This is a genomic window from Mycobacterium sp. NGS57 (genome assembly GCF_059812405.1).
In genome coordinates this window covers 102,445-129,271 of record NZ_JCALCP010000005.1, presented here as the reverse complement: position 1 = coordinate 129,271, position 26,827 = coordinate 102,445, and the positions used below count along the sequence as shown (strand labels likewise).

The 26,827-nt window shown below is 64.1% G+C and carries 25 protein-coding genes; 13 read left to right on the top strand and 12 right to left on the bottom strand.

What is annotated here, in order from left to right:
* Positions 1 to 42: 42 nt before the first annotated feature.
* Entirely contained in the window at positions 43 to 477 is a 435-nt protein-coding gene (locus AC5Y43_RS11560; protein ID WP_499972435.1) for a protease inhibitor I42 family protein, read from the top strand.
* A gap of 2 nt (positions 478 to 479) precedes the next feature.
* On the opposite strand, the gene AC5Y43_RS11555 is transcribed toward AC5Y43_RS11560, so the two are convergent.
* Positions 480 to 1,754, bottom strand: a complete 1,275-nt coding sequence (locus AC5Y43_RS11555; RefSeq protein WP_499972431.1) for an alpha/beta hydrolase fold domain-containing protein — start codon at positions 1,752 to 1,754, stop codon at positions 480 to 482.
* 38 nt (positions 1,755 to 1,792) lie between these two features.
* Here AC5Y43_RS11555 and AC5Y43_RS11550 point away from each other — a divergent pair, with 38 nt between their 5' ends.
* Entirely contained in the window at positions 1,793 to 2,215 is a 423-nt protein-coding gene (locus tag AC5Y43_RS11550) for a hypothetical protein (RefSeq protein WP_499972429.1), read from the top strand.
* Positions 2,216 to 2,229: 14 nt separating this feature from the next.
* Here the strand turns inward: AC5Y43_RS11550 and AC5Y43_RS11545 are convergent, their stop codons facing one another.
* Both AC5Y43_RS11545 and AC5Y43_RS11540 read right to left on the bottom strand, forming a co-directional pair.
* Positions 2,230 to 3,363 (bottom strand): PPE family protein, encoded by a 1,134-nt coding sequence (locus tag AC5Y43_RS11545; RefSeq protein ID WP_499972427.1) that lies wholly within the window; start codon positions 3,361 to 3,363, stop codon positions 2,230 to 2,232.
* Positions 3,364 to 3,414: 51 nt separating this feature from the next.
* Positions 3,415 to 4,233, bottom strand: a complete 819-nt coding sequence (locus tag AC5Y43_RS11540) for a PPE family protein, SVP subgroup (protein WP_499972426.1) — start codon at positions 4,231 to 4,233, stop codon at positions 3,415 to 3,417.
* Between the two features lie 159 nt (positions 4,234 to 4,392).
* Here AC5Y43_RS11540 and AC5Y43_RS11535 point away from each other — a divergent pair, with 159 nt between their 5' ends.
* Positions 4,393 to 5,028, top strand: coding sequence for a TIGR03085 family metal-binding protein (locus tag AC5Y43_RS11535; protein WP_499972424.1), 636 nt, complete (start codon positions 4,393 to 4,395; stop codon positions 5,026 to 5,028).
* Positions 5,029 to 5,223: 195 nt separating this feature from the next.
* Positions 5,224 to 5,373: a hypothetical protein gene (locus AC5Y43_RS11530; RefSeq protein WP_499972423.1), complete on the top strand. Its 150-nt coding sequence runs from the start codon at positions 5,224 to 5,226 to the stop codon at positions 5,371 to 5,373.
* Here AC5Y43_RS11530 and AC5Y43_RS11525 read toward each other — a convergent pair.
* A complete protein-coding gene (locus AC5Y43_RS11525) occupies positions 5,370 to 6,752 on the bottom strand; it encodes an FAD-binding oxidoreductase (RefSeq protein WP_499972422.1) in 1,383 nt (460 codons plus the stop codon). The genes AC5Y43_RS11530 and AC5Y43_RS11525 overlap by 4 nt on opposite strands.
* 109 nt (positions 6,753 to 6,861) lie before the next feature.
* Here AC5Y43_RS11525 and AC5Y43_RS11520 point away from each other — a divergent pair, with 109 nt between their 5' ends.
* The gene (locus AC5Y43_RS11520) at positions 6,862 to 7,122 is read left to right on the top strand and encodes a type II toxin-antitoxin system Phd/YefM family antitoxin (protein ID WP_499972420.1); all 261 of its coding nucleotides are present in this window, start codon (positions 6,862 to 6,864) and stop codon (positions 7,120 to 7,122) included.
* Positions 7,119 to 7,523: a type II toxin-antitoxin system VapC family toxin gene (locus tag AC5Y43_RS11515; RefSeq protein ID WP_499972419.1), complete on the top strand. Its 405-nt coding sequence runs from the start codon at positions 7,119 to 7,121 to the stop codon at positions 7,521 to 7,523. The genes AC5Y43_RS11520 and AC5Y43_RS11515 overlap by 4 nt, the downstream gene beginning before the upstream one ends.
* A gap of 34 nt (positions 7,524 to 7,557) precedes the next feature.
* On the opposite strand, the gene AC5Y43_RS11510 is transcribed toward AC5Y43_RS11515, so the two are convergent.
* From AC5Y43_RS11510 to AC5Y43_RS11500, 3 genes are all read right to left on the bottom strand, one after another.
* Complete coding sequence (locus AC5Y43_RS11510) at positions 7,558 to 8,589, bottom strand: TQO small subunit DoxD (protein ID WP_499972418.1); 1,032 nt, start codon at positions 8,587 to 8,589, stop codon at positions 7,558 to 7,560.
* 146 nt (positions 8,590 to 8,735) lie between these two features.
* The gene (locus AC5Y43_RS11505) at positions 8,736 to 9,596 is read right to left on the bottom strand and encodes a phytanoyl-CoA dioxygenase family protein (RefSeq protein WP_499972416.1); all 861 of its coding nucleotides are present in this window, start codon (positions 9,594 to 9,596) and stop codon (positions 8,736 to 8,738) included.
* A 67-nt stretch (positions 9,597 to 9,663) separates the two neighbouring features.
* Positions 9,664 to 10,998, bottom strand: coding sequence for a plasmid pRiA4b ORF-3 family protein (locus tag AC5Y43_RS11500; protein WP_499972414.1), 1,335 nt, complete (start codon positions 10,996 to 10,998; stop codon positions 9,664 to 9,666).
* A 48-nt stretch (positions 10,999 to 11,046) separates the two neighbouring features.
* Between AC5Y43_RS11500 and AC5Y43_RS11495 the strand changes: the two genes are divergently transcribed.
* Entirely contained in the window at positions 11,047 to 12,696 is a 1,650-nt protein-coding gene (locus tag AC5Y43_RS11495) for an SWIM zinc finger family protein (protein WP_499972413.1), read from the top strand.
* A gap of 105 nt (positions 12,697 to 12,801) precedes the next feature.
* Here AC5Y43_RS11495 and AC5Y43_RS11490 read toward each other — a convergent pair whose 3' ends face one another.
* Positions 12,802 to 14,067, bottom strand: a complete 1,266-nt coding sequence (locus tag AC5Y43_RS11490) for a cytochrome P450 (protein ID WP_499972410.1) — start codon at positions 14,065 to 14,067, stop codon at positions 12,802 to 12,804.
* A 128-nt stretch (positions 14,068 to 14,195) separates the two neighbouring features.
* On the opposite strand from AC5Y43_RS11490, the gene AC5Y43_RS11485 reads away from it, so the two are divergent.
* From AC5Y43_RS11485 to AC5Y43_RS11460, 6 genes are all read left to right on the top strand, one after another.
* A complete protein-coding gene (locus AC5Y43_RS11485) occupies positions 14,196 to 14,648 on the top strand; it encodes a VOC family protein (RefSeq protein ID WP_499972407.1) in 453 nt (150 codons plus the stop codon).
* 673 nt (positions 14,649 to 15,321) lie between these two features.
* Positions 15,322 to 15,618, top strand: a complete 297-nt coding sequence (gene hxsA2 / locus AC5Y43_RS11480) for a His-Xaa-Ser repeat protein HxsA2 (RefSeq protein WP_499972405.1) — start codon at positions 15,322 to 15,324, stop codon at positions 15,616 to 15,618.
* Positions 15,618 to 15,905, top strand: a complete 288-nt coding sequence (locus AC5Y43_RS11475; protein WP_499972403.1) for an HxsD-related protein — start codon at positions 15,618 to 15,620, stop codon at positions 15,903 to 15,905. Before hxsA2 ends, AC5Y43_RS11475 begins: the two co-directional genes overlap by 1 nt.
* Positions 15,906 to 15,908: 3 nt before the next feature.
* Positions 15,909 to 17,363, top strand: coding sequence for a His-Xaa-Ser system radical SAM maturase HxsB (gene hxsB / locus AC5Y43_RS11470; protein ID WP_499972849.1), 1,455 nt, complete (start codon positions 15,909 to 15,911; stop codon positions 17,361 to 17,363).
* Between the two features lie 125 nt (positions 17,364 to 17,488).
* Positions 17,489 to 18,520 (top strand): His-Xaa-Ser system radical SAM maturase HxsC, encoded by a 1,032-nt coding sequence (gene hxsC / locus AC5Y43_RS11465; protein ID WP_499972402.1) that lies wholly within the window; start codon positions 17,489 to 17,491, stop codon positions 18,518 to 18,520.
* A 34-nt stretch (positions 18,521 to 18,554) separates the two neighbouring features.
* On the top strand, positions 18,555 to 19,091 hold the full coding sequence (locus tag AC5Y43_RS11460) for a class I SAM-dependent methyltransferase (RefSeq protein ID WP_499972401.1): 537 nt from the start codon (positions 18,555 to 18,557) through the stop codon (positions 19,089 to 19,091).
* An 89-nt stretch (positions 19,092 to 19,180) separates the two neighbouring features.
* Here the strand turns inward: AC5Y43_RS11460 and AC5Y43_RS11455 are convergent, their stop codons facing one another.
* The 4 genes from AC5Y43_RS11455 to AC5Y43_RS11440 form a co-directional block, all read right to left on the bottom strand.
* Complete coding sequence (locus tag AC5Y43_RS11455) at positions 19,181 to 21,445, bottom strand: DUF2357 domain-containing protein (protein ID WP_499972399.1); 2,265 nt, start codon at positions 21,443 to 21,445, stop codon at positions 19,181 to 19,183.
* Between the two features lie 2 nt (positions 21,446 to 21,447).
* Positions 21,448 to 23,598 carry an McrB family protein gene (locus AC5Y43_RS11450; protein ID WP_499972395.1) on the bottom strand — a complete coding sequence of 717 codons (2,151 nt, stop codon included), beginning with the start codon at positions 23,596 to 23,598 and terminating at the stop codon, positions 21,448 to 21,450.
* A 54-nt stretch (positions 23,599 to 23,652) separates the two neighbouring features.
* Positions 23,653 to 25,212, bottom strand: a complete 1,560-nt coding sequence (locus tag AC5Y43_RS11445) for a serine/threonine-protein kinase (protein ID WP_499972393.1) — start codon at positions 25,210 to 25,212, stop codon at positions 23,653 to 23,655.
* A gap of 199 nt (positions 25,213 to 25,411) precedes the next feature.
* The gene (locus tag AC5Y43_RS11440; RefSeq protein WP_499972392.1) at positions 25,412 to 26,827 is read right to left on the bottom strand and encodes a PE family protein; all 1,416 of its coding nucleotides are present in this window, start codon (positions 26,825 to 26,827) and stop codon (positions 25,412 to 25,414) included.

Sequence of the window (26,827 nt, the reverse complement as noted above, 5' to 3'; positions counted from 1 at the left end):
GCAAGATATTAGGGTTCGGAGACGAAACCGAAGGGGGCTTTCGTGAAGACCAGGCCGCTGCTGGCCGTCGCCGTGCTCGTGGCGTCGATGGTCGTGGGCTGCCACTTCGGGTCGAGGAACCCGCCGACGAGCCAGACGCTCGAGGTGCCCATGAGCGAGGTGCTGAAGCAGAGCCCGATCGCGCAGAGCGTGACGCTGGGGGTCGGCAACACGCTGACGGTGAAGTTGGGCTCGAACTACAGCACGCCGTACCGGTGGACGATCGACACGACGATCGGCGACCCGGCGGTCCTGAAGCAAACCGGCCACGAGTTCGTCCAACCGACTTCCGACGCGCTGGGCGCCCCGGGCATGGAGATGTGGACGTTCACGGCGCTGAAGCCCGGGACGACGACGATCTCAACCGCCTACGCCAGCATCGTGGGCAAGGACGCCAAGCCCACGTGCACCTACACGGCGAACGTGACGGTGGAGTAGTTTCAGGCGACGTTGGCCTTGAGTTTTGCGGTGTATACCTCGGCCAGGAAGTGCTCGACGGCGACGGCCGTGTGCGCGGCGCGGGCCGAGCCGAAGATGTCGAAAGCGTGCTGGGTGTAGGGCAATTCGGCGTAGACGACGGGGTTGTTGCTGACGTTGCGCAGTTCGGTGGTGAAGGCGCGCGCCTGTTCGACGAAGGCCAGTGAGTCGTTGGTCCCGTGCAACACGAAAAACGGTGGGGCGTCGGGGTTTACATGGTGGATCGGTGACGCGGCGGTGTACGTCTGCAGGTGCGTCGCCGGCTTCTGCTTGATGATCGACTTGATCAGCAGCCCGGGCATCATCGCGTGCAGCGTGTCGTCGAACTGGGTGAAGTCGTAGATGCCGTAGAAGGGGATGGCCGCCTGCACCCGGGTGTCGGCGTCCTCGAATCCGGGCTGGAACTGCGGCTCGTTGGGGGTGAGCGCCGCGAGCGACGATAGGTGGCCGCCGGCCGAGCCGCCGGTGATGGCGATGAACTCGGGGTCGCCGCCGTAGTCGGCGATGTGCTGCTTGACCCAGGCCAGGGCGCGCTTGACGTCGACGATGTGGTCGGGCCAGGTGTTGCGCGGGCTGTGCCGGTAGTTGATCGCCACGCACACCCAGCCGAGTTCGGCGAGGTGGCTCATCAGCGGATGTGCTTGTCCGCGTTTGTTTCCCGTGGTCCAGGCGCCGCCGGGGATCTGGAAGAGCACCGGCGCCTTGCCGTGGGGGTCGAGGTCGGGGCGCCGCCAGATGTCGAGGTGGTTGGCGCCGCCGAAGGGGCCGTAGCTGATGTCGGAGTCGTGGGCGTAGTCGTTGTAGATGCGCAGCATGCGCAGAAGTCCGGGGGCCTTGGCGGTGCCGGGGCCTTGGGGCCGGCGCCACAGGCCCTCGGAGTCGGTGCGCCGGGCGGGGCCCAGGTCTTTGTCGAGGGCCTTGGTGAGCGGCACGTTGGCCTGGTGGCCGGCGCGGTTGAAGTTCAGCAGGCCCAGCGCGGAGACGGCCGCGGTGAGCCAGGCTAGGGCTTTGACCGGCCGGGTGAGGCGGCGAGTCGTCAGCGCCAGTCCGGTGAGCTGGCTGGCCAGCGTTTGCAGGGGCAGCTCGGTGACCACGAGGCCGAACATCCACGAGAACAGCGACGGGTAGCTTTTGCGGGCCAGCGGTCGGTAGGCGTTGACGGTGGACGCGGCGGTGATGGCCGTGACGAGAAGCGACGCTGCCTGGCGGGCCTGGTGGATGAGTCGAGCCTTCTGCATCCGCCCAATTTTGCCCGAGCTGTCTCTACAGTCGAAGGATGGGGAGCAAAAAGCGGGTCTCCGTGGTCGCGACCGTGGTCGCCGGGGTTGCCGTGGCGGCCGGGGGGACCGCGTCGGCCGCTCCGGGGATGATGGGCGATTACGTCCTCACCGAGACCAACCCGGCCGGCCAAGCTTTCGTCACCAATTGGAATGTCAACCCCTGTGGTGAGGGATGCCTCGACATCAAGGCGGGGGTGGGAACCAGCCGGGCGCAGCTGGTCGACGGTCAGTGGGTGCTGGACATGTTCGACAACGTGCGCTGCGCGGACGGCGTCAGGGTCTCCTACGCCATCAACGCGCACCTGACGTGGGACCCGAATACCCTTGCGGGCACGGATCAACAGGTTTACGCGCAGGCGGCTTGCGGCCGTCCGCCGGGATACACCCAAACCAACCAGATACAACTGCGGCGTCAGTGACGCAGCCGGATCCGTTACACGAGAACCGATTTGGGCATCACGGTCGGTTTGAATCCGTACCGCGGACCGCCGAAGCCGTTGGACGTCCCGGCCGTGGCCATCGCCGGCATGCCGGTCGGCACCGCCGTCATCTGGGCCGCTTCCTCCGGGGCGGCGGCCCAACTCGAGCCGGCCAGCACCGTGGAGCTTGTCGCCGGGGCGGCCGCAGACCAACTGCTCGGCACCGACAAACCGCCGACCGTTGACGCCTGGCCCAATCCCGCCAGCATCGGCGCCGCGCTGAAGCCGGGAGCGCCGATCGGACCCGCTATCCCCAATCCGCCCGCGCCGCCGGCTGCGGCGACGGTTGCCGGGGCACTAGTCATGGCGTGGCCCAGGAGTGCCCCGTTGGCGATGATGTTCATCATCCACCACGCTGCCGTGTTCACTGCCCCGTTAATGGTGTTCGACACGATCGGCAGGCCCAGGACGGGCGTGGCCTGAGCGGGTACCGCGGCGGCCGGGGTCGCCAGTGCGGCAACCGCATTGGGCAGGCTCGAGATGGTCTGCATCAGGCCCGCCTGCGTGCCGGTTGTGGCACCGGCGTTGGCGACCGCGGCGGCCTGGCCGGCCAGCCCCGCGGGGTTGGCGGTCGGCGCGGGCGGGATCAATGGGCTCAGCACCCCGGCGCCGGCCGAGGCGGCGGCGTAACCGTACATGGCGGCGGCGTCCTGGGCCCACATCTCCGCGTAGTGGGCCTCGGTGGCCATGATCGCCGGGGTGTTGATGCCCAGGACGTTCGTCGCGACCAGCGCGGCCAGCTGGGCCCTGTTGGCCGCGACGAGCGGCGGCGGAATCGTCGCCGCGAAGGCGGCTTCGAACGCGGCCGCCGACGCCGTCGCCTGCGCGGCCGCGTGCTGGGCGTGCCCGGCGGTGAGGTTCATCCATGTCACGTAGGGCTGGACGGCGGCGGCCATCGATGCCGACGCCGGGCCGTGCCATTGCTCGCCGGTGAGCTCGGTGATCACCGATTGGTAGCCGGCCGCCGTGGAACTCAGTTCGGCGGCCAGGCTGTTCCATGCCGTGGCGGCGGCCATCATCGGTGCCGCACCCGGACCGGCGTACATGCGTGCGGAGTTGATCTCTGGGGGTAACGCTCCGAAGTCCATTTCTGTGTCCCTCCTATGAGTAAATCCCTGTCCCTGCAAACGAATTGCGCGTTAGACGCCCGGCGGGCGCCCCATCACGGTGGGCCGGACGCCGTACCGCGGCGCACCCAGGCCGCCGGACTTCCCGGCGGTGGCCATCGCGGGCACCCCTGCGGGCACGGCTGTCGCCGGCGCACTGTGGGCGGCCGGGGCGGTCCAGCCCGCGGTTGTCACGGGGCTTGCCGCCGCGGCCGGCCCGGCCGCCCAACTGGGTGGCACCGACAACCCGCCGACCGAGGCCGCCTGGCCCAGCGCCGGCATCACCGGGACGGTGCCGAAGCCGGTGGGCCCTGTGGTGGCGCCCGCGAGGGCTGCTCCCTCCAAGCCGGCTACGTCGCCGACGGGCACGCCGGTCTCGTTGACAGCGGGAAGGATGGCGCCGCCGAACAGCGCGGCCATGTCCGACGAGGCCGAACCCCAGTTCCCAAACCCGACGTCGAGGATATTGGCCAACGCGCTGCCGGGCGGCGGATCGGCTGCGGCCGCGTTGGTGGCCGCACCGACGAGATTCGACACCCCTTGTGACAGGGGCGAAGCGGTCGCGGCGGAGTTGGCGGACTCGGTGGCCGCGTAGGAGCCGGCGCTGGCGCCCAGGGTGTTCACGAACAGGTCGTGAATCGCCGCGGCCTGGGCGTTGACGGACTGGTACAGCGTGCCGTACGCCGTGAAAATCGTTGCTTGCAGCGCTGATACCTCATCGGCGGCCGCGGGGACCACGCCCGTGGTGGGCGTCGCGGCGGCCGCGCTCTCGGCGGCCATCGCGGAGCCGAGAGTTTGCAGCTGGCCGACCGCATAGAGCAACGCTTCAGGGTGTGCGGTGAGGAAAGACATGAGTGCCTCCTGTGTCGGGTGTGTATTAATGGTCCAACGCATTGCCAGCGCACTCAAGCATTTCGAGGTCTGGGTTTCCGCCGGGAAGGAGTATTCCGTTGGGCCTGTGGTTGACGGCTAAACACATTGGCATTTCATATGTTTCGGAGCCTGCCGGGTATGGCTGAGGTTCCGCTGGATGCGCGGGAGCGTCGGGAGCTGTGTGAGCTGTTACTGGGCCTGGGCCCGTCGGCTCCCACCCTGCTCGACGGCTGGACCACGCACGATCTCGTCGCGCATCTCGTGCTGCGCGAACACGACGCCGTCGCCGGCCCGTGTCTGGTGTTGCCCGGTCCCTTCGGGCGGTTCGCCGAGCGGCGGCGGGTGTCGTTGGCGCGGCGTCGGGAGTTTTCGTCGCTTGTCGCGCGGGTGCGGGGCGGGCCGCCTTTTGGGTTCTTCCGCCTCGGATGGGTGCGCTCGTTGGCCAACCTCAACGAGTTCTTCATCCACCACGAGGACGTGCGCCGGGCCAACGGGCTCGGGCCTCGTGAACTCGGGTCTCAGATGGACGCGGCGTTGTGGCGAAACGTGTGCCGCGGGGGTCGGTACCTTTCGCGGCGGCTAGGTTGCGGCCTCGAGGTCTCGTGGGGCGGCTCGCGCGTCGTGGTGCGCGGTGGCGCGCCTTCGGCTGTGCTCAGCGGCTCGCCGGGGGAGCTGCTGTTGTATTTGTTTGGGCGGCAGGCGGTGGCCGGGGTTGAGGTGAGCGGGGCGGTGGAGGCCGTCGCTCTGGTGCGTGGTGCGCACTTCGGGATGTAGGGCGGCGTTGTGTCACATCCGCCTCATGCGTCTCTGGAAAAGCCGGCACTATGTTTGCCCGCCTCATAGCGACAAGTGCCGAGGTGGCCTCGGGTTGTCGCTCTGAGGCGGGCATTAGCATATGTCTGATGTCTTGTGACGCATGGGGTTTGGCAGCGATTGAGCCGATCGAGCCCAGATGACATGATGTCCGCCATGGGAAGCAAAGAGATTCCCGAGGAGCGCCCCGACGAGAACCGCCCCACTGTCGACGAGGTGCTCGAGCGTGTCGCGAAGCGCCGTGGTGGCCGGATTTCCTTTCAAGATGCCGCTGAGTACGTTCGAGCCGACCGCGATTCCGGTTAATCTCGCGCGGCAAACAGAACGTCCGGGTTCAAAATCCCCGCCGGGTCGAAGCTCTGCTTGATGCGGCGCAAAAGCGCCACCTTCGCCGGGTCTTCGAGCCGCAAATAGTACGGTGTCTTGGCGCGACCGAGCCCATGCTCGCCGGAGATCGCACCGCCCAATTCCATTGCCAGCGCGTAGATGTCGGTCATCAGCTGCTTGCGCTGCACGGGGTCCGTGCAGATGATGGCCAGGTGCACGTTGCCGTCGCCGGCGTGTCCGCAGCCCGCCGCGGCCCCGCCCGCCTCCAAAGCCAGACCCCGCGCGCCGGCAAGGAACTTCGGCATCGCCGAGCGCGGTACGACGGTGTCGACGATGTCGTCGGCACCGATCGCCTTGGCCGTCCAGAACGCCTTCTCGCGCGCCTCGATCAGCTTGCGCGCCGAAACGCCTTCCAGCACATAGGCATCGACGGCTCCGAGCGCGGCCAGCAGCTCACCGGCGCGTTCGACGTCCTCGTCCATTCGGGTCGAAGTCCGGTTCTCCAGGGCCACAACGAGATACGCCTGGCAGCTGTCGCGAATCGCATCGGGGATGCCGAGCTCGAGGTTCTGGGTGTGAATGAGCGCGGCCATCGTCATGTTGTCGATGTATTCCAGGATGTAGGGCCCCAGGCCGCTGGCCAGGACCTTGGGTACCGCCTCCATCACCTGGTCGAAGTCGGCGAACGGGGCGAGCACGGTGGCGGCGTGGTCGAGGCGCGGGTGCAGCTTGACGATGACCTCGGTGGCCAGGGCCAGGGTGCCCTCGGAGCCGACGATGAGCTGGGTGAGGTCGTAGCCGGTGGACACCTTGGCGATCTTGCCGCCGGTGCGGATGATCTCGCCCGTCGGCAACACCGCCTGCAGTCCGAGCACGTTGTGGCGGGCGATGCCGTACTTGACCGCGCGCATCCCGCCGGCGTTGGTGCCGACGTTGCCGCCGACGCTGGAGGACAGCTCGCCGGGGTGGACCATGTAGCGCAGGCCGGTGTCGGCGGTGGCGGCGTCGAGGGCGGTGAGCGTCACGCCGGGTTGGACGACGGCGACCTGGTTGGTGGTGTCGACGTCCAGGACGGCGTTCATCCGCTCAAAGGAGATGACCAGCCCGTCCTCGCGGGGGATGGCCGCGCCCGACAGGCCGGTGCCGGAGCCGCGGGCGGTCACGGGGACGTTGTGTTCGGTTGCGGCTTTCAGTAGCTGCGAAACCTCTTCCGCGGTGGCCGGTTTGGCGACGTACGCCGGTTTCTGTGGTGGCTGCGTGAGTTCCTCGTCGTGGGCGTAGTCGTCCGGGATCGCGTCGCCCGTGAGCAGGTTCTGGTCGCCGACGATCTCGGCGAACCGGGCCGTCAAGTTGCTCATCGAAGGCCTCACCTTCTCGGCTGGTCAGTCGGCCACAGCGAAATTCGTTGCAGCCGAACAAGAATCAGCATCATGATTTGGACGCCTACAGTTGTGCTACGATCGTAGCATGTCTGAAGTGGCGTCCCGTGAGCTGCGCAACGATACGGCTGGTGTGCTGCGACGCGTGCGGGACGGGGAGGACGTCACCGTCACTGTCAATGGCCGCCCTGTTGCGGTTCTTTCCGCGGTTGGGGTTCCACGCAGGCGTTGGCTGAGCAAAGCGGAATTTCTATCGCGATTGCGCCGCGCTCAAGCCGATCCGGGGCTGCGTCAGGACCTCGCGGCGCTAGCAGGCGACACCACTGACGATCTCGGGCCGCTCCGGTGACTGCGACGACGGCCGGGGTGCTTGACACCTCGGTGTTCATCGCGAGCGAAACCAGCCGGCCACTGAACGAGACGCTGATCCCTGACGAGGTCGCCACCACCGTCGTCACGCTCGCCGAACTTCACGCCGGCGTGCTGGCCGCGAAGACCTCCGACGTGCGGGCGCAACGTCTCGCCACACTGGATGCCGTCGCGGATATCGAGACATTGCCGGTCAACGATGAAGCGGCCCGAACGTGGGCGCGGCTGCGGATCTATCTAGCCGAGAGCGGCCGGAGGGTACGGATCAACGATCTGTGGATCGCTGCCATCGCGGCATCGAGAGGACTGCCGGTCGTCACGCAGGATGACGACTTCGCCGCCCTGGAGGGCGCCCCCAACGTGACGATCATCCGGGTCTAAGGCTGGGGAGACTCCAGTTCGACCAACAGCATCATCAGCCGGCGATCTCGACCGGGGTCGTCCAGGTGGCCCCGCTGACGTCAGTCAGCACCAACGCGTAGTGGTGGCCGCTGTCGAACCGTGCGGCGCCGGTCGCGATCGCCACCCGAGCCCTGGCGCCCAGGGGCACGACGAGGCTGTGCGCGCCGGACTTCACCTTGGCGACGTAGCGGTTGGTGATGGCCTGCTTGGGCAGCGCACTGAGTCGGTCCGCGTGCACGTCGAGGGCTTTGGCGCCGGTCGCGTCGTCGATGACGGCGACACCGATCAAAAACGACCCGTACACGTCGGCGCCCTCGGTGCGGTACACCTCGAATTGCAGTGTGTCATCGGCGATTCGAGCGTCCGAGACTTCGAGGCGCGGGGCGACCGACTTGTTGTGCAGCGGGCCGTAGACACCGCCATGAAAGTACTGGTTGGTGAATAGTGTGAGCGCCAAAGCCGCGGCCGCCACGGTGAGCACCACGGGCGCTTTCAGCGTCACCGGCCCGGAGGCCGCCCAGTTGAACCACGCGGTGTGTGTGAGCCGAGTAGGGCGTCGGGCCAGCAGGTAATCGAGCGAATAGCGTCCGCCGCCGCTGAAAAGCAGTGTGAATCCGCCCGCGACGCCCAAGATTCCGATCTGCCATTCGTCCAAGCAGGTAGTGCCCAGCCATCCCGCGCTGATCAGGATCCCGAACGCCAGGCCCAGGACAGCCGCGCTCATAATGCGGGTAAACAGCCCCACCATGATGCAGGCCCCCACAAGGCCTTCCACCATGGTGAACACCGTCATGGCTACCCGCAGCTGGTCGGGGTGGGTCAGCAGATGCTCGATGATCGGCTTGATCCCGAGTGAGTTGGGCAAGAAGTGGTTGAACTTTTCGCCGATGTAGCCGGGGAGGTCGCGGTCAAGTTTGTCGGCCAGGGCCACTCGCCGCCAGAACGCCGAAAAATATGTCCATCCGATGACCAGCCGAATCGGCAAGGTGATCAGCGCCGCGGTGTTCGTGCACGCGTGGGTGTTGTCGGTGTTGGTGGCGGTCATGTGAGGTGGCCTTTGTCAGTCGGCGATGACGCGCGTACGCGGGATGTCCCCGCCACCTTAGCCTCGATTTTTCGTGCTGCCCGAGCACGTTGTCGGTGGAGGCGTTGTGCCGCAGTCTCTTCCGGGTGACCTCCGGTTCGCAAAGCCTATCGCACGGGCTCGTCCAACAACCGCAGCGGGTGCAGGCCGTCGACGGCGCCGACGAACGGCGGGTGGATGCTGTAGCCGAGCATGCGTTTGATGTCGTCGGAGACGGTGCGGGCGACGTCGCGCGGGATCGACAGCGTGAACGCCTCCATCGGGCGCAGCCACGGTTGGCAGTACTGGGCGGTGACGGCCAGGCGCGCGCGCCCGGTGGTGTTCGCGCCGCCGCCGTGCCACAGGGTGCCGACGAAGAAGACGCACGATCCGGCGGGCATGACGACAGGCAGCACGGGGTCGTCGGGGCCCGGCGGGCGCCGGCCCCAGCGGTGGCTGCCGGGATAGAGGACGGTGGCGCCGTTGTCGGCGGTGAAGTCGTCGATGGCCCAGATCGTCGCGGCGGCCAGCGGCTCCCGCGGCCGCGGGATCGGGTAGAAGCCGTCGTCGTGATGCGGCAGCTGTGCGGACTCGCCGGGCTGAATGTTGATGGCCTGCAACGCCGAAAGCAGATAGTTGGCCATCAGCAGCCGGTCGAGCACCGCCAGCACGCGCGGGTGATCGACCAGGGGATCGCACGCGCGGGTGCGGCTCAGCACGCTGTAGATCCGCTGGGTGCTTCGTCCCTCGAAGGAGTTGCGTCCGGTGGGCCCGAGCGAGGGTGCGACGGTGTCGCGGATCTGCTGGCATTCCTCGGCGGAGAGCAGGTTTTCCCAGATGAGGTAGCCGTCGCGGTCGAGGGCCGCCATGTCGGCGTCGACGAGCGCGGGGTCCACCGAGGCGCCGGCGCTCGTCGTCCACTTGTGCCGGCCCGCGAGATCGGTCTTGAGGTCGTCCAGCGTCGTGACGGGGTCGTCGTCGATGCTCATATGTCCGACCCTGGACCCCGCTGGCCCGCTGGTCAAGTGGGGTGGTGGCCCGTGAGTCCTATGAGCGTCACGCGCGGGTCAGCGCCCTGCGCGCCAATGCCGCTGCCGCTGGACTCACGACATCCCGTAGCGCCCGGGTGACGGGCTGGTTGGTCACGTTGATCAGGACTTGGTAGACGGGAAGGTGGTGCAGCGGCGACTCGGAGATAGACCGGCCGTCGGAGTAGCGCCAGCCGAGTTCGGCCAGCAGCGCCACCACTTTGTCGAACGGCAGTCTGGAACCGGCCGAAGCCGCCGCAAAGGCCAGCATCAGCAGGGTGGCCTGCTCCTCGAACTTCGGGTCGGACTTGGGAATCAACCGATCGGCCAGATGCTCCCATAGTCTGTCGGGATCACGCTGGGCCGCCACGCCGGCCTTCGTCAGCAACAGCGTGCCCTTGTGCTTGCGCAGCAGTCCCAACGACTGCACGCCTTCGCGGAACCGCAGCAGTGGGTAGCAATCGACCTCGCGGTTGCGCGTGCCAGGCCAATCATCCATTACGGGAACGACTTTGGCGGCTTCCTCGACGTCAGCCGGCTTGAGGTATCCGGCGGCCGTCAACGGAATGCCGCCGCCCTTGGCGCGGTCCAAAAACCACTGATACGCCCGCATATTGTCGGCAACGGCGATCGTGTCCAGCGGTGGCGCACCGGCCAGCGTGAGCGTCGCCTTCCTCAGGTCGTCGCCATACGGAGTGTACGTGAGCTGATGAACCAGGTCGACCAGGCGGACGTCGATGCCCGCCTCCCGCAGCACGAAGTATGCGTCGCCGAACCCCTTGTTGACCCGTTCGGGCTCGAACAGCGCGGGGTCGGGGAGCACCTCGGCGAGGCTGTCGGCGTCGACCAAGTGCCCGCAGTCTTCCGGCGGCGCGGCTCGCTCACCGTCGACGACAACTGCCGCGGGACAGTTGGTCTCGGCGGGAAGTACGTCTTCGAGACACAGCGTCAACTCCCAGTTGTCGCCGTAATCGTAGAGGTAGTGCAGGACATCGCCGGGCGCACTGAGGGTTTCGTCGAGTCGCGTCTCGGCGGCGGGCAGGCCGTCGTCGTCTTCGGGCCACTCCTTGTTGTCCACGTCGTACGGGCACAGGAACAGCTGGCTGTGGTGGTCGAAGGCGTCGCCGCCGAGTGAGAAGCGATGCAGGTGCGAGTCGGTCCAGTCGAACGCCACCTGCAGGACCTGGTGGACCAGGTCCAGCGTCAGGTTCGAGCGCAGGTCCAGCCGTCGCCAGATCGCCGGATCGCTGTCGTCGAGGTGCACCCGGACCCGGTAGACGACGACATCACGCCGTCGCGCGCGACGCAGATCGGGGCGCGATACCGGTTCCGGCACCAGATGCAGGGGTGGGCGCGCGCTCATGTCGCCCACCTTAGAGCCGTTGCCGAGTCGATCGGGCACCATGTCGGTATGCCGTTGTCGGAGCGGGCGCTGCTCGAGGTGGCCGGTGACCGGAGCTACGTGCGAGGCGAAGACTATGTCCGCTACGTCCGAGGACTTCGGATCACCGCCGATACGGCCTACGCCTCGGTCCAGGCCAAGCGGGTCTACGCCGTGGAGCTTGATTGGTCGGGTCCGCAGCCCGATGGTTTCTGCACGTGCCCGCACGCCGGCAATGGTCACTTCTGCAAGCACCTGGTCGCGGTCGGACTCGCCGTGATCGACGGCGGCGCCGTCGCCGACGCCGCTCGGGTGGAGTCGGCGCTGGAAGCGACCGTGCAGGCGATGGGCGTCGACGAGCTTCGCGAACTCGTCCTGACCCTCGCCCGCCGCGACGGCGAAGTGCGCCGCATGCTGGAGGTTCGTGCCACGGCCGCATCCGGTGACGACACGACCGCGAAGGCCGAATTCGAAGCCTATGTGCGAAACGCCCTGGAATTCCGCGGATTCATCGACTATCGCGAGTCCTACGCGGCTGCGGAAACCGCCGGCCAGGTACTCGACGAACTCGAGACTCACCTGAACGCAGGGTCCGCCGAAATCGTGCGGCCTGCCCTGCTGTGCGCGCTGACCCTGTTGCGCACGATCACCGGAAATGCTGACGACTCGTCGGGGGTGCTCGGCGGTGCATGCGCGCGGGCCGCCGAACTATTCGCACGGGCATGTCGACTGGGCGCACCGGACCCAGCCGAACTCGCAGAGTGGCTGGCGACGTTTCGTGCAACCTCGCCGGGATGGCCGACGGTGGTGCTCGCCGATTTCGTCGACGTATTCGACGACCATGCCCTCAAGATCTACCGCGCGGCGGTCGCGGACTTGGACCGCCAGCACGCAGGTGCCGACCACTGGCACCGGTTTGAAGTCGACGCCATGTTGCTGGAGCTCGCCGATCACGACGGCGACGTCGATCGAGCTATTGAGCTGCTGAACGAACGCGAGCACCCGCAGTACGGTGCGATCACTGCCCGTTTGCGGGAAGCGGGACGTGACGACGAGGTAGTGAGCTGGATCGATCGGGCGGTTGCCGAAGGCCGGGTAAGCGGTCACGGCGGCGGTAATGACTACTGGCTGAGCCCATCGGCCGTAGCCGAGACGTACCGAGACCTCGGCCGCGTCGACGACGCGATCGCCGTCCTGCGCAACGATTTCGTCAAGCGGCCTACGGTCCAGGCATTTCGGTCATTGCTGGACTTTGCCGCCACGGTCGATCGCGCGGATGCCGAACGCACCTGGGCGTTCGACCAGGCGCGAGAACTCGCTGGTGGCCCCGGCTCGGGGGCGGTCCTGGTCCAGCTCGCCCTGAGCGAGGGAGACGTGGACGCCGCCTGGGAGGCCGCCGACCGCTACGGTCCCGGATGGGCATGGAAGGAACTCGCTACCCAAGGAGCCGGAGCCCGGCCGGTGGCCGCCGCTGATCTGTACTGGCCGCAGCTCGAGAACGACCTGCGGTTTCCCAACACCAGGCTCTACCCGGGCATTGCTGCGACGCTGGCAACGATGGCCAAGCTGTATGAAAGGGGCGGTCGCAGTGCAGATTTCGCGTCGCACATCGCCAAGATCCGCCAAGGCTACGGCAGGCGCCCCTCGCTGATGAAGGCGCTCAAGGCGAGGGGGCTCTGAGCGACGTCGCATTTTCGTCGCCCTACTTGCGTCGCATTTAATGCCGCCAGCGCTCGCCGAGGCCCTCGCGGCGGCCCGGCTTGACCTTGACGACGACGGTGTCGGTCACGCGTTCGTTGAGCCGCGCGTCGCTCCGGGCGTGAAGGTGACCGGCAGCGTGCCCAGCCCGGTCATGCTCGGGTTGCCCAGGTATTGGTGGACGTTGTCGACGTCGACTTGGTAGTCGGGGATGCGGTCGAGGACCGCCTTGACCATGGTTTCGGACATCGAGCGCGCGAGGTGTGAGCCGATGCAGCGGTGCGGCCCGAGCCCAAAGGCGAGGTGGCGGTTGGGTGTTCGGTCGAGGATGACCTCGTCGGGCTTGTCGAATTCTTTCTCGTCGTGGTTGGCCGAGAGCCAGCTGATGACGACTTTGTCGTTCCTGCGTAGGCGCTGGCCGTGCAGCTCGACGTCTTTCGTGACGGTGCGGCTCAGGGTTTGGTTGACCGAGAAGTAGCGCAGGAATTCGTCGATGGCGGTGCGGTAGAGCTCCGGGTGGTCGATGAGTTGCTGTCTTAGGGCCGGATGCGTGCCCAGATGCTGCAGCGTCAGCGCGGTCTGGGAGGTGGTGGTGTCGACGCCGCCGCCGATGAGGTTCCAGATGATGTTGAGCAGCTGCTCGTCGGACAGGCGCCGACCGTCGAATTCGAACTGGATGAGGAAGCTGGTCAGGTCGTCCTCGGGGCTGGCGCGCCGGGTGGCCGCGTGGTCGAGGACGCCTTGCATCATGGCGGGGACTTGGGCGATGGCGTCGAGGTAGGCGGGGCTGTCCTGGGGGACGGCCATGACGGAGTGGAAGAGGTTGGCGTAGAGGTGCCAGTTGTCGTACGGCAGGTTCATCAGCTTCATGGTGAGGATGGCCGGGACGGGGCTGGCGTAGTCGAGCACGAGGTCCATGCGTCCGTCGTGGATTTTTGCGTCGAGGAACTCATGGGCTTTTTGTTCCATGAACGGCTTGAGTTTGTGGACGGCGCCGGGGGAGAAGAACGGGGCCAGGGCGTGGCGCAGGGCCTGGTGGTAGGGGCCGTCGACCTCGCCGATGCCCAGGGCCGGTTGGCCTTCGGGGCGCGGGACGCCCATCTCGCCCTGGTAGTCGACGCCGTCTTGGGCGTTCGGCTCGTATTTGTGGGCGAACGTGTCGCCGTCTCGTGCCGCGTGGCTGACCGCGGCGTAGCTGGCCAGGTACCAGAACCCGTCGTAGTTGGTGTTCCAGGCGACGGGGCATTTGCTTCGGAGGTCGGCGTTGATGGCCAGTTCGTGGAGGTTGAAGTCGTCGGAGTGATGGTCGAAGTCGACGACGGCGTCGTCGGTGACGTCGGGGCGGGTGGCCATCGGGGAGCCCTCCAAGCGAAGCGGTGTGCTTATTTGCCGGTCGTGGCCGCGTGTTCGGCTATCTTCGCATTGTCACGCTTTTGGGTGTGTGCAGATAGGGCTGGGGGCGGCTCGCGACGGAGGTTGGAATGGCTAGTCATCGAACGGTTTTCAACCATGTGGGGTTGTGCGTCTCGGATCGCGAGCGGTCGCGCCGGTTCTACGAGGGCCTGCTCGGTTTCCAGTTCTGGTGGGAACTCGACCCGCCGGACAACATGACCGCCCAGCTCGTCGGGCTGCCTGAGCCGCTCGGTGTGCACGCGACGTACTTGGTGCGGGACGGGTTAGTGCTCGAGCTGATGGACTACTCGAAGCGCCGGGTGCATGCCGGGTCCGAGCGCACCATGGACCAGATCGGGCTGACGCATATCTCGTTTTCGGTGTCGGATCTGCCGGGTGTGTTGGCGAAGGTGGCCGAGTTCGGGGGAGCTGTGGTCGAGGGGTCGGTGTCCGAGGGAGCCGCGATGATTCGGGATCCGGATGGGCAGCTGCTGGAGTTGCTTTCGGAGGGGTGGCTTTCGATGCTGCCGCGGCGCCCATAACATTGCGGGCTGTATTCGGCGGTTGACGTGGCCGTGCATGCCCGAATTGGACAAACGGGTGCAACCGACGAGCGGATTCGAGGCGTCGCGAGTGGCAGCCTGGAAAACGGAACGCGATCACGCGTCGAGCGGTCTGGCTCAGCGCCACGGATCGGAAAGTCAGGCTCAGGTCGATTTGGCCGGGGAAATTTCGACGATCGATTGGAAAAGTTACGAAATCCCCTCGCGGTGGTGCCAGCCCGATGCTAGAGGTGGCTCGACATGACAGACCACATTTTCAGTTGATCCTCCGCCTCTATCTGACGCGCGCGGAGAAGTGCCGCGAACGGCCGATCTCTTGCTTCGCGCATGCGCGACATTGGAAGCGTCGACGCCACGCCGTCGTTGGCGGCGACTCTTCGCAGGTGCGGGCGCGGGAGCGAAGCGCGCGGGCCGCTGCTGCCGATAGGCGTACGGGCCGCTTCTGTCGATAGGTGTAGTGGACGCGCCGCTGGCGGACGCCGCGCGTTTAGTTGGGATCTGATAACGGCGGCGACAACCTGCAAAAAATTTTCAGAAATCCCGATATGGATAAGCGTGGCACCGTTTACGCTCTCATCGACGAATCGGGCTGCACGTCACCGGACATGAGGACCGCCAAACGGGACATTAGGCAAGCTTGAGAGGATGTTACGTGCGTAGGACTACGAAAGTCGTGAACCTTGCTACCGCGCTTGGCGCCCTCGCGGCACCGGCCGCCGCGCCAACAGTCGCGAACGAGGCCAAGTGCGACGAAGCGCTTATCGCAGAAGGGTCTGCGACCGCCGCCGAAGTTGAGACGAAGGCCACGGCAAGCCCTCCGCTTGGCCAAGACCTTATGAGCTTCACCGTTCACCAGAACAGCGACGGCATAATGGTCCCGCAGCATGGATCTCACGCATCGCATGGTTCTCACGCATCGCATGCGTCGCATGCTTCCAGCTCGTATTGATGTCGGATGTCATTGTCGACTTCAACGCATCGATGCAGTCGCTCGGTGCACTGCAAGAGGCTGCGTATCGCTTGATCGGGCTGGCCGCTTGCCAGATAGACAAAGCGGACGGGCGATATGTTTGTCGGCTCTCACCGTCTCAGCCGCATAAAGCTGACGAGCTGAGGATTCACTTTTTGAATCTCGTTACAGATGAAAATCTTCGCGAGAAAGTGAGCCGAGAGACTGATCGGCTCCGCGACGTCATCGTCGCTTTAGCCTTTGGTTCCCTAGTGGAGGAGGGGTGACTCCTGGGAGGCTTCGCCGGAACAGACGCCTTTGTACCCCACGCGTCGGCGATTCAACTTCTGCCAATCCGTTTTGAGCGGCTCGGCGAGGACCGCTTCCTTGTAGGCAATTTGGTTGGCGACATGCTGGAGATGACCCAAGTCGAGCTGGACCGCCTGTGTGCGCTCGACCTCCAAGCAGGCGACGGCCTATATGAGCGTGCGTTCGAAAAGCTCTTCGTCGGGTCGGTTGAGCAACCGACCCAGCAGCAGCTCCTAGCGCTTCGTTTGCGTAGCCGGCTGAGCTTCTTGCGAGCAGCCACGCCACTTCACCTGTTCGTGGTCACACTGCGTTGCGAGCACTCCTGCCCGTATTGCCAAGTGTCCAGGCAAAGCAAGGACCGCTCCCGCTACGACATGGACCAGGCCACGGCCTCGAAGGCGCTGGATATTGCGCTTTCCGCGCCAGCTCCGCTGATCAAGATCGAGTTTCAGGGGGGCGAGCCGTTCCTCAACTTCGAACTAATCCAATGGATTGTCCTTGCTGCCGAGGACCGTGCGGCCGCTCGCGGGAAACTACTTCAGTTCGTCATCACGACCAACCTGGCGCTGCTGAATGACGAGATACTTGACTTCTGCGCCGAGCATGATGTTCTGCTATCTACATCCTTGGATGGACCTCGCGACCTTCATAATAAGAACCGCCCACGGCGAGGCAACAATAGCTATGAGCTCGCGGTAGAGGGAATTGCGCGCATCAAAGAGCGCCTCGGACCGGATCGGGTCGGTGCATTGATGACGACCACTGAGGCGAGTTTGGATCGTGTCGAAGAGATCGTGGACGAATACCTCAGGCAGGGGCTCGACGGCATCTTCCTTCGACCGCTGTCTCCCTACGGGTTTGCGATCAAGACCAAGCAGTTTCATAAGTATCGTGGCGAGGATTGGCTTCGGTTTTGGAAACACGGTCTTCGATACATCCTCGAAATCAACAATTCTGGCCGGTTCTTCCCCGAGTTCTATTCGGCCCTAATACTTCGCCGGATGTTAAGTGACGAGCCGATCGGGTATGTCGATCTGAGGAGCCCGGCTGGGGCTGGGCTCGGAGCTCTCGTCTACAATTACGATGGAGCTGTATTTGCCTCCGACGAGGCCCGAATGCTCGCCGAGATGGGGGACCGTTCCTTCGAACTTGGCAGCGTCCATGAGCACAGCTATCGAGATTTAGTGTTGTCCGACACCTTGGTTTCGGCTGTCGCGGATTCACTAACGCAAACGGCGCCACAGTGCTCAAGTTGCGTATTTGAACCTCACTGCGGCGCTGATCCTGTCTACCACCATGCGACCCAGAAAGACCCACTAGGGATTAAGCCATTGTCGGAGTTCTGCCAGCGACAGAAGGGTGTGATCACTTATCTGTTCGAGCTGCTGGAACATTCCCCTGAAGACGCCGCCATCCTCCGGAGCTGGGCGCAATGAGACCGCTTGTTCTTTCCGGACGTGCACCCGCAGCCGACCTCGCCAGCCTAGGGCCGAATAGGCGGTCATGGCGGCTTCGATCCCCGGCAAGTTTCGCTGCGGACGATCGAGATGCCGCGTTAGTTGTGCAGCGAGAAGACTGGGAGCAGGCGCGCGCGCATGGTTACAAACTCGCTGTCGGCCGCGATGAGCGTCCAGCACAGAGTTCGCTGAGTTACGTCCGCTTACCCACCGGGTTCGCCGAACTCGGCGACGGCGACGTGCTGCGCATCCAACCTGAAACCCGTCGGCTGCGGGTGCTTTACCGCCGCTCTTCGAAACACAACTTTTTCCTCGTGACGGAGCGCTGCAACAACTATTGCTTGATGTGTTCGCAGCCACCCAAGTCAGTCGATGACGGCTGGCTGATGGATGAAATCGAGGACACGCTGCCACTGGTAGATCCAACGACCCCCTCTCTTACTTTCACTGGCGGCGAACCGCTCACGGAATGGCGCAGGTTCATCCGTCTACTCGAGCTGGCGCGTGATCTGCTCCCGAACACAGCGTTGCACGTGCTGACCAATGGCCGTGCCTTCGCATCTCGCGACGTCGTGAGCGCTTGGACGGCAGTTGGCCACCCGCATCTTTCGGCGGGCATACCGCTCTATGCCGCCGTCGACTACATCCACGATTACGTCGTGCAAGCGAAGGGGGCGTTCGACCAGACGGTCCTTGGTGTGCTGCGGCTAAAAGACCGCGGGCAGCGGGTTGAAATTCGGGTAGTGCTCCACGCGATTACTGCGCCGCGTCTACGTGAAACCTGCTCGTGGATCGCTCGGAATCTCCCGTTCGTGGATCATGTGGCGCTGATGGGCCTGGAAAATACCGGCTTTGCGATTGCCAACGATAACGTGCTTTGGGTCGATCCGATGGACTATCAAGAGCAGTTGGCGGCCGGCATTGACGCGCTGTCGACGGCTAGGGTCAACGTTTCGGTCTACAACCTGCCTCTGTGCGTGCTTCACCCCAGCGTTCGACCCTTCGCGGTGCAATCCATCTCAGACTGGAAGAACACGTATGTGCGCGCGTGCGACGGCTGCTCGGCCCGCGACGATTGCGCAGGCTTTTTCTCGACGGGCCGACCGAAATTCAGTCGCGGGATAGCCCCGATTTGATTCAATAAGTGGCAGGACGAGGCATACGCATACCATGGATGCGCCATCAGAAAGGTCGCTGGCTCCAGAATTCAGAAAGTTTATACCGCTTTTCGCGGCGCTCGACGGACCGATCTTGGATGCGCCGTGTGGATATGGGCGGCATGCCCTGACGCTGCAAGAATTGGGGTGTCGGATCACGTGTGCGGACATTGACGATAAAGCTCTTGGGCAACTGGCTTGCTTCAACAAATATCTTGCGAAGAGGGAACGAAGTCATCTTCAGCTTCTTAAGATTGATTTGGTTGACGACGATTGGCCTTTTGAAGAAGGTCAGTTCAGTGGAGCTCTGAACGTCCACTTTTTCGAAAGCAGACTGATAACTAACATTGCCCGGTCTTTAGCTTCAGGTGGTTTGTTCTATATTGAAACTATTGCGAATAGAAAAGGTAATCATACGCAACTTCCGAAGGCGGGGGAGGTCCAGAATCTCCTTGCAAATACCTTTGATTTTATCCATCTGAAAGAAAGGCATGCCGGTCCGAGCGAAAGTGGCAAAGTTACCGTACGAATGCTTGCTCAAAGAATTTGAAGAAAATGCCACGCTGTCCGCCGATCGTCGGCGTTCTTCGAGGCATCCGAGTCAATTTCTTCCGATAGCCTGACCGCTCGCCCGTCGGCTCACGGCTCGACGATCGACGCTGCTCGGACGACATCCCACCACGTCACCACAATTGGCGCCCCGTAGCGGGCCTTCGATGTCAATAGTTCGAGGTCGATCGAGTCGGCCCACGCGGGCAGATGTTCGACGAACTCGAGGTCGGCGACGAAGTAGATGTCACCGCGAGGGTCGGGGTATCCAGTGGCCATCAAATCGCCTGCCGTCGATGGCCGCCAGCGCGCTACCTTCGCAGCGTGGACCACATGGAGAGAGCCGTTCCGGTTCTCGTACAAGAGAAGAAGCTCGGCGCCGAGCTCTCGCCCGCCAATTTCTACGGCGCCAACCCGATCTCCCGCGCGAATGTTGTACTGCTGCAAACGTTCTATCCATCGGAGGTGTCCAACATTTCGGACGAAACCGAGAAGTACATCTGTATCCGCAGGAGGTTCGTCCAGGAAGTCCGTCGTCAGTGATGACACGAGGTCGGGCTGACCAGGTCGATGCACAGTCGCGGTCCAATAGCGGTGCCGCTCGTCGCGTGTGACTTGACTAGCGACATGTGTGAGCACATCGCTCAGGAAGTGGTCGAGGGCCGCCGATGACAATTGCAGACCCTCACTTCTCGGCCGGAGCGGAAAGGCGCCGAGGCCAGGCAACACTTCTTTGAACCCCGGATGTCGTCGGATGTCCTGGATCTCTGATCCGGGATACAGCACGTATGCTCCTGCCGTTCGCGAGATCGCGTCTCGGTATGCGTGCATCTTGAGCAGGTCGTCGCGCTTAGTAACGCCAGCGGTCGTCGATTCGCCAAGCAACTCATCGGAATCAGGTGCGGGTGCCAGCTGCGCCAGGAGATTGTCAACACGGTACTTCGCATCGAAGTGGAGCCAGATCTCCAGCTCTTGCGTGGGAATGCGCGAAGGCGTGCTCCCTTCAGGTTGAACTCGCACGGAGCAGTCAGGACGCATCGCTTGGCTCCATGAGCCCCGCCGATCATCTCTTCCGGCGAACGTCCGATTGAAGAAGACATCGACACGAAGTGGGCGGCCTCCGCGTCTGACAGACCACGACAACTTCGACGCGCGGCCTGATCGCATAGTCATCGACATGCCATCTTCAGCGACAGCGAAGGCACGCGCCGTCCGGTCTTCCCCGCAGACTCGCCCGAGTGAATCCACCACCGCGAGAAAGCACCAAAACTCATACAGAGTTGCGATATTGCGTTGCGAGGCTGCGTAGACGTCGGTGATGTCTACGCGATCCATCCGCACGGTAGGGCCGGACTCAGTCATCGCAAACGTCCGGAAGATTTCGCGATAGCCCGCGCGCTTGAGTAACACCTGGTCCGAACTAGGCATCCTCCGTAGGGAACTAACTCCCCGGAAGAGGGGGTGCGCCAGGTACTCATCGAGTTGAGCTCCGACCTCAGCAGCGATTTGTTGACCGCGGCGCAGCGGTCCTGACTCGACCGTCTGCGACGCTAGCGATAGCCGGTTCAGCAATTCCAGCGCGATGGCCCGCCAACGCTCTAGAGCAAACTTGACGAACTGATTAGCTGAGTTGTCGACGCTCGCTTCGGTGCGGTCACGGGTGAGAGCAGCGGGCAAAGAAGCGAGTGCGGCCGAGCCAGCCGTCCAGGGCACTCGTCGACCGGGCGCGCACACTGCGCGGCGGAAACCGGCCCCCGCTGGAAACGGCGACCCAACCGGACGGATCTCTTGCTGAGATACCCATGTGCGGTGTGGTTGCGAGGTCACACGCGCAAGTGCCGCCTCGACCGCCGGATTACGTAGATACGCCGCAATCATCGCGAAGCGAAGGTATAGCAGTTCGACAGGTAGCTCGCTTGGCGCAAGATCCAACAAACTTGGGGCGAATCCCTGCAAGACTGCCTCAGCAGCGAACGAGGAGATATCAGTCAGCATCTGGCGATACTCAGTTTCGTGGTCGAGTTTGATTGCCAGAACGTCGACTTCGGTCGTCCCTGCTAGGTTTGTCGCGCGATCAACGACTCGGATCCGCAGACGCCCAACGGCTTGACCAGGACGTAGCCTCCCTTGCTTCCAACTAGGATCATCAGGATCGAACAACTCACGCGGCTCGACGTTGACATTCGCTGCGTCGCTGATTATTCGGTAGCGGTACATTGCCGCTTCACGCAATGCGACATCACCGTGCGGCGAGAGCGTCGTGTCTTCCCGGCCTGGAAGGTTGGCAATCAGCAGCTTGCCGACGACGTGGCCTTCGTCATTTCGAAGCTCCAACTGCACCGAATCCTGGGACATGGTTACTCAGCGAAGCTGACGAACTGATTCGCGCGAACGGACTCGATCATGCGGACGATCTTGTGGTGTGTTATCGGAAGCCGCGGGACCGTACCGGTCCCTACCGCCAGCGCATCGAGCTCGGTGAGAACGGGTTCGAGGCGCCGACGCGATCCGTGTAGCTTGGGCAGAACTTTTTGCATCATCGCGAGGTCGAGCGCCGTATCAGCATCGGTATCTCCCGTCGCTGCGAAAAATGCGCAGAATCGCAGGATTTCGTAAAGCGTTCGGTGCCCGAACTCTTGGTTGGCCCCAGCCAAGATCGCGTGCGCCTCGCGAAGCGTCGACACAATCTCGGCGCGAGCCGGATGAGGATGCTCTCGCTGCCAATCGTCGCTTTCAGCCAGCGACGCGAAGGCGCGCACTCGCTGGTCCTCTCCCGCCGGCGCAGCAATGGGTCGCTGGAGTTCGGCATCGAGTTCATCGGAGGTCACCCGAAACTCGAAGGTGGAGGCCCTGTCGAGAACCTTCGGCGAGAACATGTAGGTCGTCTCGTCCACGTTGACAGTGCCGACCACGAAAAGATTGCGCGGCAACGGCTGCCGCTCTGCTTCTGCGTCGCGTAGGAGCCATTGAAGAGATGATTGATCGAAGACTAGATCCGGCAAGACCGGGCGCCGCGATTCGACCCCGGAGAGAAAGTCCGAGAAGTACCGCTCGACGTGGGCCAAGTTCATCTCGTCGAGGATCAGCAGGTATGGGTGCTCGGGGTCGTTCACCGCGCGGAGGACAAACTCGAATGCTTCCGGAACGAACCACACTGGGGCGCCAGACGCCGACGAACGTAGCGCGTCCTCGTAGCCAAAGATGGATTCGGGTCCTGTCCAGTCGGGGCGCACGGGGACGACTACGTGGCGATGACGTCCGTGTTCATCTGTGCCGAACCATTCACCGAGTCTCATCGCGAGCTGGCTCTTGCCCGAACCGGCGAGTCCCGTCAGGATTGCGAAGGGTTTGGCAAGCAGACTGCTCACGAATGATCGAACAAGATTCGAGCCTGCTGGGAAGCGGAGTCCAGAGGCTTCCACCGCGAAGGTGAAATCACGAAACAGCTCGTCCGGCATAGGCGTCTTCAGCGGTGGTGGCGTCGAACGCGCGTCGGACGGTACCGCAGGCAGGTGCGCAGCAAGCTCGGGGAACCGCTGGGCCAGCTCGTTCACGAAGTCTTCCTGAAGCCGAACGAGATAGACCTGTTGGACGGATCCAGAGACAGTGAATGGCGAACCTTGCCTGATTCGGGCAGCCTCGTCGATAGCCCCAAGCGCGACTGGCTCATTTAGCTCCTGATACTGCGTCTCGACCAGTCGGCCCGCGTCCTCCCAGGCCTGGCCACCGAGCGGATTCGGCGCCGGCCTCGCAGCTGCGCTTACATAGCTTGCCGCACGCAACGAACCGTTGCTGTAGTGGAGAACGACATCACCTTCACGAACGTCATCCATTGTGTCCCAGTGGTATTGCGGGCGGCCCAGCCTGTTAAGCATTGGCGCCCAAAGAAACCCTCCATCGCGCTCCTTGGTGTAGGTGGCGCCTTGATTCACCCACCAGACCGAAGGCTGTCGTCCAAGGAAAGAAACCCCCTGCTCAGTTAGTTCACCGTCTCTATTGGTGAGTCCACTCTCGGTAAGGAGTTCTCGGTAGCGAGCACCTTGCGATTCGAAGGTCCGGTCTGCTCGCCACTGGTCGGTGTTCGCATGCTCAGCTAGCGCGCGCCCGAGGTCGTCATTGGAAAAGTCGGCGGGCAAGTCACGAACAACTTGAAGAGCGATATGAGCGTCCCCAGCCAGCGGAGCGTCACCGGCTAGCCGGTCACGAAGGACCGCAGCCTGGATGCCATTGACAATCCATGGATTGCTGCGGTCGACATTTTCGGCGTAAGCGATGCCCGGCGCGGTGAGGTTCCACCCGTGCTGGTCCTCCACTACCAGGTCGAGCATCTTCGCGTACCGAAGACAATCACGAGCCCGCCGCTGCGGGTTCTCGAACGGTCCTTGGGACTTGAAGAGCTGCCCCGGATCGTCGCCGAGGAGCTCCTCGGAATGGGCCGAGCCAAGCTCGCGAAGGCGTGCGAGCAGCAGATTGCCATAGCTGAACTTGAGAGTCGGGATGGCCAACACGGTCTCAGGCTAGCCCCCGCTTTCGATAACGATGCCAACTTGCGTGTGGCGGCGTCAGTTGTAGGCCGTACTTCCCGCAACGGGATGCGTGGTGCTGACGATCTTGGCGATGCAGTGGTCCCGATCGAACCCTTGGGACCTGCACCACGCCAGCGCAGGCGCAGAGTCGGTAGAGGTAACGCCGACGACTGTGACCCAGAAGTCCGGCGCCGAAAAAGTTGACCAGTCACCCGACCACAGGAGCCGCGCGTCGGGGTACCGCTGCCTGAGCTTCAGGTGCTCCTGCAGCGTCATCGAGTTGTCCCACAGCACGCCGTCATCGACGACGCCGGGACGCTTTGAGCTGAGCTGTGGAACCCAGCGGTCGGCGAGTTGCGCGCTGACGAAAGATCGGTCGTCACTAGCGATTTGCCGTAGCCGCTGGACAGGATCTTGGGGAGCAAGCGTGGAAGTTGTTGGCGCCCGAAACGACTGTGTCGCTGAAGGCGATTCGGTTTCACCCGTGGTTACGGGACCGGTGTAGGGGACGACCCCCGCTGTCGAGGGCTCCGAGCTGGTGGAGTCTCGGTTGGCAAGGAAACCGATGATGACACCGACACCGCATACCAGGGCCACGACGACCGCGATGGCGGCTCCGATCAGGAATTGCCTTGCGATTCCTCGCTCGGGAACTGCTACAGGCGTGGGACCGGTTGCTGGATAGGGATATTGGACATTGAACGGCGGATAGCTCGGGGGCCCACTCGGTTGAGGCATCGGAGGTTGCGATCCTGGAGCGACCGCTGTGCTGGGGTATGACGAGAGTGCGCGCTTCGCTGCGCGTCCCAGAGCTCCTGCACTGCCGTAGCGGTCGTCAGGGTCTTTTGCCATCCCGCGAGCGATCACTTCGTCAAAAGACGCCGGAACTCGTGGGTTCACGGCGCTGGGCCGCGGAGGCGGTGATGAGACGTGAGCGTTGATGGCCTGCCCAGCGCTGTGAGCGGGAAACGGTTTGTCGCCTGTCAGTGCTTGGTAGAGGACGCAGGTCAGCGAATAGACGTCCACAGCTGCGGTCGCTTTTTCGTCGGCGAAACGTTCCGGTGCCATGTAGTCAAAGGTGCCGATTTGATACCCGGCCACGGTCAGATGAGTGTCGCCCCGAGCTTCGGCGATGCCAAAGTCGACCAAATATGCGAATTCGTTTGGTGTGACGAGGATGTTTTGCGGTTTCACGTCGCGATGGATCAGTCCTTCGCCGTGAGCGGCGTCCAGGGCCGAAGCGACCTGCCCGATGATGTCGGCGGCGGCCTCTGGCTCAAGGGGACCGCTTTTGAGCAAGTCGTGCAGCGTCTGACCATGGACCAACCGCATGTCGATGTACAGGACACCGTCAATCTCTCCCCAGTCATGGATCGGGATGACATGCGGTTCTTGCAGGATCGCTGCCGCGCGGGATTCGCGCATGAATCGCGCGCGGAAGGTTTCGTCTTGCGCGTACTGGTCCGCCAGCAACTTCAGGGCGACGACCCTGCCCTTGGCGGTGTCGTAGGCCTCATAGACCTCGCCCATGCCGCCTGTCCCCAGCAGACGCCGGATGGCGTACTTGCCAAATGTCTGACCGACGCGCGACTTCACTCGCCTTTCCTCTCCTCGCTGCGGTCAGTATCGGTTGACTACAAACCGTTGCGCAGCGGTTTACCCAGGAAAGTTTGTATTTATGTCGCCTCTGTTCAGCAGGCCCGCCTGGTGGTTCGCTACTTCATGGGGTCAACGCCGTGTCGCGATGGCTGCGATTTTCCGCCGACGCCCGGCTGTTGGCCATCTACCCGTATCGCTACGCAACCGCCGTCATGTACGACAGGTCGTTGATCGCTGGATAGGTCGTCGCGTAGTACGAAGCCGGCAACACCCCGAAGTCGACCAGCGCGTCGGTCACCCCCTGCTGCGCCCCCAGCACCAGCTGCCCGGCGATGGTCACCGGATTGAAGTTCGGTGGGGGAGAAGGCGATACGACGGGCTGGGCGATGAGCATGTTGTAGGGCGCCGGAACCGCGCGCAGCAGGTCGTCGATGGGGCTGAAGCCCGGCCACAGCTGCGCGGCGGTGGGGATGTCGGCGTAGCCGTTGGGGTTGTAGCCCAGGTTGACCAGCACCCGCAGATCGGGTTGCAGCAGATCGGCCAGCGGCGTGCCCACCACGGGGATATACCGCAGCGGTTCCACCAGCGGCAGGTTCTGGTTGGGAATCATGTAGTAGTGCGTCATGCCGCCGTTGGCGTAATAGCCCGGCGACGTCGCCAATGGGACCGCGCTGGCCAGGGCATCCGGGGTCAAGAACGCGTACTGGGGGTGCACGAAGGCCGCGCCGGCGATGGCGTTGAGGTCAGCCACGATGTTGAGCGGGTACTGCGGGAAGTTGGCCAGGCCGTCGTATTGCAGGGTGTAGATGGTCGTCGGGTACGGGGTGTCCGGCGGGGTCGGGCCCGCGGTCGAGATGTCCAAAAACGGGATGTGCAACGTGAACCGGGAGAACAGCCCGCCGTTGGGGTTGTCCCCGTTGCCGATCAGCATGAACGACAGGTCGCTGGGGCTCGGCCGGGCGAACGGCGGCAGCGCATCCATGGCCCGCATCTCCATGGTGGCGATCACCGCGCTCTGCGAATAGCCGAACACCAGCAGGGGGTGGCCGGCCGGCGTGTTCATGATCGCGTTGTTCAGGATCATCTGCCCCTGCAGCACCGACTGATCCAGGGTCAGCGAGCCGAAGAAGGGGGCGACCTGCTCGGGCGTGTAAAGGCCCAGCGCCTGGTAGCCGGCGTAGAGGGGATTGGACTGGATGAACAGGTTTTCGATGGCGGCGACGTAGCCCGGGGTCGGCTGCGGGTTGAACGTGCCGCCGATGATCAACGCGGTCGACGCCGCGCTGACGGGCGCGTTCGCCGCACCGACGGCCTGCTGCAGCAGCCGCGCGCCGGCGGCCTCGGCGCCGGAATACATTGCCGCGCCGGACTGCAGCGCCTGCACGAACGCCTGCGGAAACGCGGCCGCCTGCGCCGTGAGCGCCTGAAAGCTTTGCCCGTGGGCGGAGAACACCGCCGCGATGGCCGCCGACACCTCATCCTCGGCGGCGGCAAGCACGCCCGTCGTCGGCGCCGCCGCGGCCGCGTTGGCCGCAGTCAACGTCGAGCCGATCCCGGCCATATCCGTGGCCGCCGCGCCCAGCGCCTCGGAAACCACACTCACGAACGACAT